This window comes from Glutamicibacter soli (assembly GCF_052322135.1).
In the GTDB taxonomy this organism is placed as follows: domain Bacteria; phylum Actinomycetota; class Actinomycetes; order Actinomycetales; family Micrococcaceae; genus Glutamicibacter; species Glutamicibacter soli.
The window spans coordinates 684,706-697,196 of sequence record NZ_CM125969.1 but is presented as its reverse complement, the minus strand read 5'-3'; the positions used below and the strand labels follow the sequence as shown (position 1 = coordinate 697,196).

The window sequence follows — 12,491 nt, the reverse complement described above, 5'->3', positions numbered from 1 at the left end:
CGCGTGTCGAAGGGCTGCAACCCGTATCGCCTCTTCGAGAGCGGTCCAATCTACTCCCATGTCCAGAGATTACTCCCTTACCCGAACTTGCAAAAGGCCTTGACGGCTTAGGCAATCAGACGTAAGGCGGGTACCCGCCGCGCGCGGATATCGGCTAAGCTTCGACGCGGTAGAAGCCACATCATCTGCACCGTGCGAAAGGTACACCACCGTGTCCACAGCCACCCTCCCCTCCGGCACCCATGTGGTGCAGGAGCTTCCGTTCAAGTGGAAGGTCCAGGGAACCATCTTCATCATCGGCGGGCTCGGCTTCATGTTCGACGCCTGGGACGTGACGCTCAACGGCGCGCTGATCCCGCTGGTCGCCCAGGAATGGGGGCTGGACCGGCCGACCGCGGCGCTGCTGGGAACCTCGAACCTGGTGGGCATGGCCATCGGCGCGTTCCTCTGGGGAGGCATCGCCGACCGCTACGGGCGCAAGAACGCCTTCAGCCTGACGCTGCTGATGTTCGCCCTATTCACCGTGCTCGGCGCCCTGTCGCCGAACTTCGGCTTCTTCGTGGCCTTCCGCTTCCTGGCCGGCGTGGGCCTGGGCGGCTGCATCCCGGTGGACTACGCGCTGGTCGGCGAATTCACCCCGGCCAGGTACCGCGGCCGCGTGCTGACCGCCATGGACGGCTGGTGGCCGGTCGGCGCCGCCCTGTCGTTCTTCGTCTCCGGCTGGGTCATGGCGACCTCCAACAACTGGCGGCTGATCCTCGTGGTGATGATCCTGCCGGCCTTCATGGTGTACGTGGTGCGCCGCTCCATCCCGGAATCCCCGCTGTATCTGGCGGCCAAGGGCCGTGAATCCGAGGCTCGCGCGGTCATCGACCAGCTGGTGGCGCGCACCGGAGCTGCGCCGCGCGAGTACGTGATCGAGCAGGACGAACTTCCCAAGGCCCCGCGCTGGTGGGAGCAGGCTGCCTCGCTGTGGCGCCATTCGTGGAAGCTGACGGCCACCAGCTGGCTGCTCTTCGTGACCATCCTGCTGGTCTACTACCTGGCTCTGACCTGGCTTCCGACCATCCTGACCGAGGCGGGCATGGCGCAGTCAGCGTCCTTCTTCGCCACCGCGGTGATGGCGCTGATGGGCCTGATCGGCGTGGTCATCGCCGCGCTGCTGGTGGAGAAGATCGGGCGCAAGTGGCTGCTGGGCATCTTCGGCCCGCTCTCGGGCCTGGTGCTGGTTGTGGTGGCGCAGAGCCTTGATGTCCCGGCCACCGCCGTGGGCTGGATCCTGGTCTTCGGCGTGGTGGTCCAGGTGGCGATCCCGGTGCTCTACGCCTATGTCTCCGAGCTGTATCCCACCGAACTGCGGGCCAGCGGCTTCGGCTGGGCTTCGACCATGTCCCGTTTCGCCGCAGGTTTCGGTCCGCTGCTGTTCGCCGCGCTCTGGCCGGTTGTCGGCCTGTCCTGGCTGTTCGCCGGCGCCACCGCGCTGGTGCTGCTCGCAGTGCTGTTCATGGCGAAGTTCGCTCCGGAAACCCGCGGGCGGGAGCTGGGCTGAACGCCTCGGCTAGGGATTTCCGATGGCCGGATTGGGCAGCATGCCGTCGAGCATGATGCGGGTCAGCCGGTTGCCGATCCCGGGAGCGGCCTTGGCGAAGGCGCGCGGCAGCGGCCTAGTGGCCAGTCCGATGCCGGTGATCAGCTCGTTGCCGGTGAGGTCCTGGCGGACCAGGTCGGCCGCTTTGGCCAGTTCCAGGGCCTGGCTGACCACCCGCGCGGTGTCCCGCTGAGGCTGCATGATCCGCTCGCCGATGGTCTGCGGGAGCTGCAGGCTCAGCGATTCGCTGAGCGCACCCAGGTTCAGTCCCACCAGGGCGTCCAGGAATTCCTGCCAAGCCTGGTTCTCGCCCCGGGCCAGGCCGGCGGCGGCGCGCTCGGCGGCCTGCCGGACGTCCTGGAGCATGTCCAGGGTGACTTCCTCAACAAGTTCGGGGCGTGCGGCGAAGTTCCGGTACAGCGTGCCGATACCGACGTCGCTGGCTTCGGCGATTGATTCCATGGCCACATTGGCGCCATGGGTTGCAAAGAGTTCACGAGCCGTGCGGAGAATTTGCTTACGTCGTCGTAGTGCATCTGAGCGCATGCGTTTCCCCACCTTTCACAGTTTCCAGGGTGCCCGGGGCAACTTTCCTGCCCCGCAACGTTCTAACGGTAGTCGTTGATGGGAGATCTGACGAAGTGGAAGCGATCATTCCATTCTGGGAGGCATTCAGTGTAGTTCCAGAACTTGGGCATCTGCTGGGCTTCATCCGGATCTGCGCTGAAAAGACGCCTGTTTTCGCCTGCCCCATCTCGATTTGTCGAACTCAGAAGGCTTCACGCGCGGTCGATAGGATTCCGGCCAACACCATGCGAAGGCCGCGAAGCTGGTACGGCCCGATCCTGCGGGAGACCGCGGGGCGCGCTTCCCGCGCGCAGGGAACTGCCAGCTTGCGCCCGCGGCCAGGGGGAGTTGCACCAGCTCGCGCCCCGGTTTTTTCGGTAGTGTGGCCAGTGAGCTGTACCGAAGCAGGTCCCACCCTTGAAAGGTCTTCATGCACGACGACACTTCGCTGACCATCGGACGAGTCAAGCGCGTACTAGACGAACGAATTCGTCCGGCCATCTACTCGGAAAGCATTCCGCTGCAGGTGTCGTGGCACGAACTGCCCGGTGAACCGGTGACGCCGGCCGAGGGCCTTGCGCTGGAGTACACCCCGGCCTCGGTCGGCACCCCGTGGGGCGCGGCTTGGGGCACCACCTGGTTCCACCTCCAGGGCCAGGTTCCCGCCTCCTGGGCCGGGCGCCGCGTCGAGGCGGTCATTGACCTGGGCTTCGATATCAACATGACCGGCTTCCAGTGCGAAGGGCTGATCTACCGCCCGGACGGCATCACCATCAAGGCACTGAACCCGCGCAACCAATGGGTGCCGGTCGCCGCGGCCGCCGAGGGCGGCGAAGTGGTGGACCTGTACATGGAAGCGGCCTCCAACCCGGTGCTGCTGGACTACCATCCCTTCCTGCCCACCGAGCAGGGCGACATCCTCACTTCCTCCTCGCGCCGGCTCTACACGCTGCGCCGCCTGGATTTGGCGGTCTTCGAACCGGTGGTGCACGATTTGGCCCTGGACTTGGAGGTGCTCTTCGACCTGCAGGAGCAGCTGCCCGACGGCCCGCGCCGCTTCCAGATCCTTCAAGCCATGGACAATGCCCTGGACGTGCTGGACCTGCAGCGCGTCCCGCAGACCGCGCAGGACGCCCGCGACAAGCTGGCGGCTGTGCTCGCCGCCCCGGCCGAGCACAGCGCCCACCGGATCTCCGCCATCGGGCACTCGCACATCGATTCGGCCTGGCTGTGGCCGCTGCGCGAAACCATCCGCAAGGTCTCGCGCACCTGCTCCTCCATGGTGGAGCTGCTGGAGACCGAGGAGGAATTCCTCTACGGCATGTCCAGCGCCCAGCAGTACAAGTGGCTGAAGACCCACCGCCCCGAGGTCTGGGACCGGGTCAAGCGCCAGGTGGCCGAGGGCCGCTTCCTGCCGCTGGGCGGCATGTGGGTGGAATCCGACACCGTGATGCCCTCGGGCGAATCCCTGGTGCGCCAGTTCCTCTACGGCCAGAACTTCTTCCGCGAGGAATTCGGCATCACTTCCAAGGGCGTCTGGCTGCCTGACTCCTTCGGCTACTCCCCCGCCCTGCCGCAGCTGATGCGCCGCGCCGGCTTCGAGTGGTTCTTCACCCAGAAGATCTCCTGGAACCAGCAGAACAAGTTCCCGCACCACACCTTCGACTGGGAGGGCATCGACGGCTCGCGCATGTTCAGCCACTTCCCGTCCATGGACACCTACAACTCCCAGCTCTCGGGCGAGGAAGTGGCCAAGGCCGCCCGCCAGTTCCGCGAAGCGCGGGTCACGAACAATTCGATCGCCCCGGTGGGCTGGGGCGACGGCGGCGGCGGCACCACCCGGGAGATGACCGGCAAGGCCAAGCGCCTGGCCAACCTGGAAGGCAGCGCCACGGTGGCCTGGGAGCATCCCAACGACTTCTTCGACCGCGCCAAGGCCGAGCTGCCCAACCCGCCGGTGTGGGTGGGCGAGCTCTACCTGGAGCTGCACCGCGCCACCCTGACCAGCCAGCACCAGACCAAGCAGGGCAACCGCCGCACCGAGCAGCTGCTGGTCGAGGCCGAGCTGTGGGCCGCCACCGCTGCGGTGTACACCGGCGAGCCCTACCCCTACGAGCAGCTCGACGAGCTGTGGGAGACGGTGCTGCTGCACCAGTTCCACGACATCCTGCCAGGCACCTCCATCGCCTGGGTGCACCGCGAGGTGGTGGCCCGCTACGCCGAGGCCATCACCCAGGCCCGGGCCTTGATCGCCCGCGCCCAGCAGGTGCTGGCCGGATCCGGCGGCCTGCAATTGGAGTTCAATGCCGCGGCCTACACCCGCCACGGGGTGTCTTTCGGCGCGGCCCGCGAGCTGGAGCCCGCCACGGCGCAGCCGGTGCGGGCCGAAGCCCTGGACGGCGGATACGTGCTGGGCAACGAGCTGGTGCGCGTGGTCATCAACTCCGAAGGCCTGATCACCTCCGCCGTGGACCTGGCCACCGGCCGCGAAACCATTGCCGAGGGCAAGGAAGCCAACCTGCTGCAGCTGCACCAGGACTTCCCGAACATGTGGGATGCCTGGGACGTGGACAAGTACTACCGCAACCAGGTCACCGACCTGCGTTCGGCGGACAGCCTGCAGCTCTCCGAAACCGGGGGCACTGCCACCGTGACGGTGACCCGCAGCTTTTCCAACTCCACGGTGGTCCAGGAACTGTCGCTGGCTCCCGGGGAGCGCACCGTGCAGATCTCCCAGAGCACCGACTGGCACGAGGCGGAGAAGTTCCTCAAGGTCGCCTTCCCGCTGGATATCCACGCCGAGCAGACGATCGCTGAAACGCAGTTCGGCTACCACCAGCGCCCCACCCACGTGAACACCAGCTGGGAGGCGGCGAAGTTCGAAACCTCGATGCACCGCTTCGTGCTGGCCCAGGAACCCGGTTTCGGCGCCGCGCTGGTCAACGACTCGATCTACGGGTTCGACGTCACCCGCGACGCCGAGGACGCCCGGGTCACCACCACCGTGCGGCTCTCGCTGCTGCGCGCCCCGCGCTTCCCGGATCCGCAGACGGACCAGGGGCTGCAGACCCACCGCTACGGGCTGGTCATCGGCGCGGACATCGCCAGCGCCACCGAAGCCGGCGCACTGCTGAACAGCGCGCAAACCGTGCGCTCCGGCGCCCGCGAGGTCGAGCCGCTGGTGGCGCTCTCCGGCGACGGCCTGGTGGTCTCCAGCGTGAAGCTGGCCGCCGACCGCTCCGGGGACCTGGTGGTGCGGGTGTATGAATCGCTGGGACGCCGCGCCTCCGGCGCGCTGAGCCTCAACCGCCCGGTGGCCTCGGCCGCCACGGCGAGCCTGCTGGAAGATCCGCTGGAGCCGGTGGAAGTGAACGAAAATTCTGTTCAGCTCAAGCTCGGAGCCTTCGAGGTGCGCACCCTGCGCTTTACCCTGGCCTGATCCACCAGCCGCGCCTAGCCTGGCAGCTAGGTCCCATTAACCCGTGATGGCGGGGCAGTTCTTTGCGAACTGCCCCGCCATCACGGGTTTTGCTGGTTGACCGTCCGTCACCACGGGGACGGTTCGTAGTCCTTGAGGAAGCAGCCGTAGAGGTCGATGCCGCGCTCGCCGTCAACGATGGGCTGGTAGACGCGGGCGGCGCCGTCGATCAGGTCCAGCGGGGCGTGCCAGCCCTCGGCGACCATCCGCACCTTCGAATCGTGCGGGCGCTCGTCGGTGATCCAGCCGGTGTCCACCGCGGACATCAGGATCCGGTCGGTTTTGAGCATTTCCTCGGCGCTGGTGCGCGTGAGCATGTTCAGCGAGGCCTTGGCCATGTTGGTGTGCGGGTGCCCGGCGCCCTTGTAGCGGCGGGAGAACTGGCCCTCCATGGCCGAAACGTTCACGATGTACTTGCGGCGCGCCTCGGAGGCGGCCAGCGCCGGGCGAAGCCGGGAGGCCAGCAGGAAGGGCGCGGTGACGTTGCACAGCTGCACTTCCAGCATCTCCAGCGCATCCACGTCGCCCAGGATCTGCGTCCAGGAATTCTCGGTGACCACGTCAGGCACCAGCCCGCCGGCGTCGATGGCGGTGCCCGCGGCAATGCGCTCCAGCGAGGCGGAGCCGGCGGTCATCGCCAGGTCCGCGAGCTGCTGCGCATCGTAGCTGCCCAGCGTGCTCGGGGCCAGCAGCGCCGAGTCCTCCAGACGGAAGGCGCTGGCCAGGGCGCGGGGGTGCTCGGCCGGCGGGTTCGCTTCTCCCCACAGCTCCGGGCCGCCCTGCCCGAAGGCCAGTTCCCCGGCCAGCGGCTGCTGCTCTGATTCGATCAGGTGCTGGTAGGAGTTCGCCGTGCGGCGCACGGTCTGGGCGGCGTTGTTGATCAGGATGTCCAGCGGGCCTTCGGCCGCGACGCGGTCGGCCAGCGAGATCACCTGGGCGGGGTCGCGCAGGTCGATGCCCACGATGCGCAGCCGGTGCAGCCAGTCCGCGCTGTCCTCCAGCGCCGCGAAGCGCCGGGCCGCGTCCTTGGGGAAGCGGGTGGTGATGGTGGTGTGGGCGCCGTCGCGCAGCAGGCGCAGGGCGATGTGCATGCCGATCTTGGCCCGTCCCCCGGTGAGCAGCGCGCGCTTGCCGGTCAGGTCCGCGCGGGCGTCGCGGCGTTCGCGGCCTGCGGCGGCGCAGTCGGGGCACAGGTAGTGGTGGAAGGCGTCCACCGTGGTGTAGCGCTGCTTGCAGATGTAGCAGCCGCGCGGCTTGCGGAATTCCCCGGCGCTCTGTTCCAGGGTCGGAGTGCTCAAATCCAGGCCCAGGGTCTCGTCGTCCAGCCGCTGCGGGGAGCCGGTGGCGGTGCGCTCGATCAGCGCGCGGTCCGCGGCGCTGATCTCGGCGCGCTTCTGGGACTTGCGGTAGCGCTTGGCGGCCTTGAACATGTTGCTGGTCGCGCGGCGCACGGCGATATGCCGTTCGTCCTCGGAGTCCAGCTGGTGCACCACGGAGAGCACCTTCAGCGCGGTGGCCAGTTCCTCGGCGGTGAAAAGTTCGGGGTCGCCGGCCGCGGCCGGGGAAGCGTGTTCGGTCATCTCAGTCTCGTTAGGGTGCGGCCGGCGGGCGGCGGCTACTTGGCGGCCAGGTCCGCCAGGGTGGCGATGAGCAGGCGGCGTTCGACCACCTTGATGCGCTCGTGCAGGGTCTCTTCGGTATCGGTGTCCAGAATGGCCACGGCTTCCTGGCGCAGGATCGGGCCGGTGTCCACGCCGGCGTCCGCGATGTGCACGGTGCAACCGGTTACCTTCACGCCGTAGGCCATGGCATCGCGCACGCCGTGGGCGCCGGGGAAGGACGGCAGCAGGGCCGGGTGGGTGTTGATGTAGGTGCCGTCGAAGGCGTTGATGAATTCCTCGCCCACGATGCGCATGAAGCCGGAGGACACCACGTAGTCCGGGGCGTAGGACAGGCACTTTTCGGTCAGCGCGTGGTTCCACTCGCCGCGGTCCGCGAAGTCCTTGAAGTTCACCACGAAGGTCTCGATGCCGGCGGCCGCCGAACGCTGAACCCCGTAGGTGCCGTGCTTGTCGGCGCCCACCGCCGCGATCTGCACATCTGCCAGTTCGCCGCTGGCGACCGCGTCGATGACTGCCTGGAGATTCGAACCGGTGCCGGACACCAAAACCACAATACGCATATCTTCCATTCTACGGTTGGCGGCAAGCCTGCACCGACCCGGTGCCTGCTGCGGCCTTCGAACTTCGTCACATCGAACCGGCCCCCTGTCCATGGGCCCGGCCCAGGCCTAGACTGAATTTCCGGCCGAGCAACCAAGGAGTGGACCATGAGCCAGATCGTCCCGGATGACAAGGACTGGACCTTCGTCCTGCATGAAGTGTGCCCCGAGTGCGGTGTCGACGTGCGCACCCTGTCGGTGCAGGAAACCGTGGCGCAGGTGCCGCAGGTGGTCAAGCGCTACCAGTCGGTGCTGGAGCGTCCGGGGGCCGCGACCCGCCGCAACCCCGCCCGCTGGAGCGACCAGGAGTACGTGGTGCACGTGGCCGAGATGCTGGAAGTCATGCTCGGGCGCCTGGATTTGATGCTGGAGCAGGCCGACCCGGGCTTTCCGAACTGGGACCAGGATGTTGCCGCCGAGCAGGGCCACTACAACACGCTGAGCCCGGAACAGGCGTCGCAGAAGCTGCGCGCGGCGGCCGAGGCCTATGCCGCCAGGCTTGAAAGCATCAGTCCGGAGAAATATTCCCGCAGGGGCATACGCTCAAATGGCGCCGCGTTTACGGTGGAAACACTGAACCAGTATGCCTGGCATGACGTGGTGCACCACCTCTGGGATCTGGACGCCTGAACCGATCCGCCGCCGGCGCTAGCCTTCGAGCACCGGGTCGGTTTCGAACAGCGGGGCGATCAGGTAGCCGATGGCGGTGCCCAGACCGATCTGCAGGGCCAGCGCCCCGGCGGTCACCCAGGCGTGCGGGCCGATCTCGGTCAGCCGGCCGATGGCCAGCGAGCCGGAGGACAGCCACGAACCGGCCAGCGACATCAGGCCGGCCACGATACCGGTGAACACGGCCAGGCAGGCGGTGGAGGCGCCCAGCGCCAGCGCGTTGAACGGGATGCGGCGGGCGAACCAGTCTTCCAGGTGGTTCTCCCCCACGCGCAGGAAGTACCAGCCGGCCAGGATGCCTGCCAGCACCGGGATCAGCAGGTAGAGCCACTGGTTGGCCGGCTCGCCGGAAGGCAGCGCCGCCAGCATCGGGATCGAGGGCAGCGGGCCGACGGTGGTTTCCAGCGTGGACAGCGTGCTGCCCGCACCCAGGCTGAACCCGCCGCCGCTGATCCAGGAGAGCACCCAGAACACCGCGTTGGGGATCAGTGCCAGCTGCAGCAGGGTCAGTGCGGCGGACCCGATGGGCCCGGGGCGCAGTTCCTGGTAGACGTTGGCGACCTCGGTCCAGTGCAGCCCCAGGGTGATGGTCAGCAGGATGCCGGAGATGCCCACGGCGGCCACGTAGCCCATGAAGCCCGAGACGATCACATGCCATACGTAGGAGCCGGCCCAGCGGCGGTGCGGAGAGACGCTGTGCAGGTAGGCGGCGGTGTCCATGCCGAACAGCCGGCCCCAGGAGCCGGCCTCGCGGCGGGCGCCGATGATCAGGCCCAGCGAGGCGATGATCAGCGGAATGAAGGTGGCGGCCAGGATATTGACCCGGCCGTAGTCGTTCGCGACCAGGAAGCCGACGCCGGTGCCGATGGCCCCGTAGGCCAGGATGGCACCCAGCAGGCCCTGCCAGAGCTGGTCGGTGTAGGAGGCGCGGGCAATGCGGCGCCCGGCGCGCAGGCAGAAGAGGAAGGGCAGCAGGCTCAGCCCCAGCGGCATCAGCGTCAGCCAGCCGGTGACCGAGCTCGGATCCGTCTCGGGCCCCAAGTTGAAGACCTCGATGGGCACACCGTGGATGAGCAGCCAGACGAACCCGGCGAACTGCAGGATCGTCTCGAAGGAGTCCTCCAGGAAGCCGCCGCTGAAGTAGACAGCGACCAGCGGCAGGGCAATCAGCGCCAGGGCGAACACGACCGATTGCAGCATCTCGAAGACTCCCTGCAGGGCAAGGGGCATCGGCCAGCCGTTGCGCAGGCGCAACATCACTGCCTTCATGGGTTTCTTTTCGCGGCTCATCATCTTCCATGGTGCCACCATCGGCGCCGACCGATCATGATCGACGCGCAATGATGGCACCTTGGGTAAGGCAGATCGCCTGGGTCAGTAGCTGTCAGGCGTTGCGCCCGCGGCCTCGGCCCGGTAGCTGGCGGCCAGCGCCTCGGTGGAGCGGGCCAGCAGCGCCACGTCCGCGCCGACGCCCACGTACTGGGCCCCGGCTTCGATGTACTTGCGCGCGGTGGCCGCATCGAAGGCGTTCACGCCCACGTACCTGCCGGCGGCGCGGGCCGCGGCAATGGACTTCATCACGCCGGCGACCACCTCGGGGTGGTTCTGCTGGCCGATCACCCCCATGGAGGCCGCGAGGTCCGAAGGCCCGATGAAGATGCCGTCCAGGCCCGCGGTGGCCACGATCGCCTCGACGTTCTCCACCGCTTCGGCGGATTCGATCTGCACCATGACGGTGATGGTCTCCCCGGCCCGGTTCAGGTAGTCGGGGATGCGGTTCCAGCGGGCCGAGCGGGCCAGCGCCGAGCCGACGCCGCGCACGCCGGCCGGCGGATAGTTGCAGGCCGCGACAGCGTTGGCCGCCTGCTGCGCGTCATTGACCATCGGGATGATCAGCGACTGCACCCCCAGATCCAGGTACTGCTTGATGACCACCGGGTCGTTCACCGGCGGGCGTACCACGGGCACCACCGGGTAGCCGCGCACCGCCTGCAGCTGGGCCAGGATGCTGCCCAGGTCGTTGGGCGAGTGCTCGCCGTCGATGAACAGCCAGTCGAAGCCGGCGCCGGCGCAGATCTCTGCGACCAGCGGGGAGCCCGAGCAGACCCACACCCCTGACAGGGCGTGGTCGGCGTCCTTGAGCGCGTCCTTCAGCGAGGCATCGGGTTCTACTCGAAATGGCATGTCACGGTTCCCAGCGGTCCGTAGTCGGCGAAAACGGTGTCGTTTTCGTAGACCCACATCGGACGGGTGAAAGATCCGGCGAGGATGATCTCGCCGGCGTTGAGCTTATCGCCGTGGGCGGCGATCTTGTTGGCCAGCCAGTACACGCCGGCGGCCGGGTGGTTCAGCACGCCGGCGGCGACGCCGGTTTCCTCCACGGTCTGGTTCTTGAACAGGATGCCTGAGACCCAGCGCAGGTCCACGGCTTCCGGACGCACCGGATTGCCGCCGATGACCATGGCGCCCATCGCCGCGTTGTCGGAGATGGTGTCCACGATGGTGCGGCCTTCCATCTCGATGCGCGAATCGAGGATCTCCAGGGCGGGGATGACGTATTCGGTGGCTTCCAGCACGTCGAAGATGTTCGCGTTCGGGCCCTTGATGTCCTTCTTGAGCTTGAACGCCAGTTCCATTTCGATGCGCGGGTGGGTGTACTGGTCCCACTTCACGGTGCACCCGGAGTCCAGGACCATGTCGTCGAAGATGATGCCGTAGTCCGGCTCGGTGATGCCGGTGGCCATCTGCATGGCGCGGGAGGTCAGGCCGATCTTGCGGCCTGCCAGCACACGGCCGTTGGCCTCGGAGCGCTGGCGCCAGAGGTTCTGCACCCGATAGGAGTCCTCGACGGTCATTTCCGGGTAGCGGGCAGTCAGGCGGGGCACCGGGGTACGCGTGACTCCTGCTTGGACCAGTTCATCGGCGATTGCCGTGATTGTTTCCTCGGATAGCATCGACTGCTACACCTTTCACTGGTAGTACAAAGCTGCGCGGGCACCGCCGAACGCCGTCGCGTCGCTGCTCGACCCACAATCCTTGATGTTATCGGTGTTCAGCAGGCATGGCACATCGTACTAACATTTTCTCCCTGCCCTCGACGAATCCGGTCGAGATGCCGGCAGGCATGGAAAATCCCGCGGGGCACCGGGCTTGGAGCTCGGCGCCCCGCGGGATTCACGGGTTCCGGGGCTGGCCTAGCTGGCCCCGGAGCGGACGTTGGCCAGCAGCGCTTCGAAGGGCAGGGAGGTCATCTCGTCGTTGGGGTCGGCGGTTTCGCTGACCGACGGGGCGATGGACCGGGTGTCGCCCAGATCGGCGTCGGGCTTCAGCTCCCCGTCGGAGGCCGCCAGGGCCATGGCCACCTCGCGGGCCACGCGCTGCGCGCGGTCGGACAGGGTGCCTGAGATGCCCTGGCCGCCGAAGTCCTCCGACGCGGCGAAGACGGTGGTGGGCATGACCTGCGCGCGCAGGTAGGCGAAGATCGGCCGCATGGCGTAGTCGATGGCCAGCTGGTGGCGCTGGGTGCCCGCGGTGGCGGCGAGTACTACCGGCTTGCCGCTGAGCGACTTGGGATCCAGGATGTCCAGGAAGGACTTGAACAGGCCGGATACCGAGGCGGTGAAGACCGGCGTCACGGCCACCAGCACGTCGGCGCCGACCACCGCGTCGATGATCCGTTGCAGGGTTGGCGCGGCGAATCCGGTGAGCATGTTGTTGGTGATGTCGCTGGCGTGCTCGCGCAGCTCGATGTTGGCCACGTCGGCCTGCACGCCGGCGAGCGCCAGCTGCCCGGCGATGGATTCGCCCAGCTGGCGTCCCAGCAGCGAGGAACTCGACGGGCTTCCCAGGCCACCACTGATCACCACAACGGACTTGCTCATGTTCACGCCTTTCCCGAGGTTTAGATGCGTATGCATGTAACAACCCGCAACATCGGAGATCTATTCCCGAGGCCCGGAAAGACTGAC

The 12,491-nt window shown here is 67.4% G+C and carries 10 protein-coding genes; 3 read left to right on the top strand and 7 right to left on the bottom strand.

Annotated features, from left to right (window positions below; all coding sequences use genetic code 11):
* Window positions 1-211 precede the first annotated feature (211 nt).
* Entirely contained in the window at window positions 212-1,549 is a 1,338-nt protein-coding gene (locus tag ACTX90_RS03355) for an MFS transporter (protein ID WP_443443112.1), read from the top strand.
* A gap of 9 nt (window positions 1,550-1,558) precedes the next feature.
* Here ACTX90_RS03355 and ACTX90_RS03350 read toward each other — a convergent pair whose 3' ends face one another.
* On the bottom strand, window positions 1,559-2,050 hold the full coding sequence (locus ACTX90_RS03350; RefSeq protein WP_244910823.1) for a TetR/AcrR family transcriptional regulator: 492 nt from the start codon (window positions 2,048-2,050) through the stop codon (window positions 1,559-1,561).
* A 535-nt stretch (window positions 2,051-2,585) separates the two neighbouring features.
* Here ACTX90_RS03350 and ACTX90_RS03345 point away from each other — a divergent pair.
* Window positions 2,586-5,594 carry an alpha-mannosidase gene (locus ACTX90_RS03345; RefSeq protein ID WP_443443110.1) on the top strand — a complete coding sequence of 1,003 codons (3,009 nt, stop codon included), beginning with the start codon at window positions 2,586-2,588 and terminating at the stop codon, window positions 5,592-5,594.
* Window positions 5,595-5,701: 107 nt separating this feature from the next.
* Here the strand turns inward: ACTX90_RS03345 and ACTX90_RS03340 are convergent, their stop codons facing one another.
* Together ACTX90_RS03340 and purN are read right to left on the bottom strand one after the other, a co-directional pair.
* Window positions 5,702-7,213 carry an SDR family NAD(P)-dependent oxidoreductase gene (locus ACTX90_RS03340; protein ID WP_443443109.1) on the bottom strand — a complete coding sequence of 504 codons (1,512 nt, stop codon included), beginning with the start codon at window positions 7,211-7,213 and terminating at the stop codon, window positions 5,702-5,704.
* A gap of 35 nt (window positions 7,214-7,248) precedes the next feature.
* Window positions 7,249-7,815, bottom strand: a complete 567-nt coding sequence (gene purN, locus ACTX90_RS03335; protein ID WP_113606860.1) for a phosphoribosylglycinamide formyltransferase — start codon at window positions 7,813-7,815, stop codon at window positions 7,249-7,251.
* Between the two features lie 147 nt (window positions 7,816-7,962).
* Here purN and ACTX90_RS03330 point away from each other — a divergent pair, with 147 nt between their 5' ends.
* On the top strand, window positions 7,963-8,484 hold the full coding sequence (locus ACTX90_RS03330; protein WP_443443108.1) for a DinB family protein: 522 nt from the start codon (window positions 7,963-7,965) through the stop codon (window positions 8,482-8,484).
* Window positions 8,485-8,502: 18 nt separating this feature from the next.
* Here the strand turns inward: ACTX90_RS03330 and ACTX90_RS03325 are convergent, their stop codons facing one another.
* The 4 genes from ACTX90_RS03325 to ACTX90_RS03310 form a co-directional block, all read right to left on the bottom strand.
* A complete protein-coding gene (locus ACTX90_RS03325; RefSeq protein ID WP_286163524.1) occupies window positions 8,503-9,813 on the bottom strand; it encodes a cell division protein PerM in 1,311 nt (436 codons plus the stop codon).
* An 84-nt stretch (window positions 9,814-9,897) separates the two neighbouring features.
* Window positions 9,898-10,707, bottom strand: coding sequence for an HpcH/HpaI aldolase family protein (locus ACTX90_RS03320; protein ID WP_082344630.1), 810 nt, complete (start codon window positions 10,705-10,707; stop codon window positions 9,898-9,900).
* Window positions 10,692-11,477 (bottom strand): 2-oxo-hept-4-ene-1,7-dioate hydratase, encoded by a 786-nt coding sequence (gene hpaH, locus ACTX90_RS03315; RefSeq protein WP_047118331.1) that lies wholly within the window; start codon window positions 11,475-11,477, stop codon window positions 10,692-10,694. The genes ACTX90_RS03320 and hpaH overlap by 16 nt, the downstream gene beginning before the upstream one ends.
* Before the next feature lie 240 nt (window positions 11,478-11,717).
* Window positions 11,718-12,404: a CE1759 family FMN reductase gene (locus ACTX90_RS03310; RefSeq protein WP_443443106.1), complete on the bottom strand. Its 687-nt coding sequence runs from the start codon at window positions 12,402-12,404 to the stop codon at window positions 11,718-11,720.
* Between the last annotated feature and the right edge of the window lie 87 nt (window positions 12,405-12,491).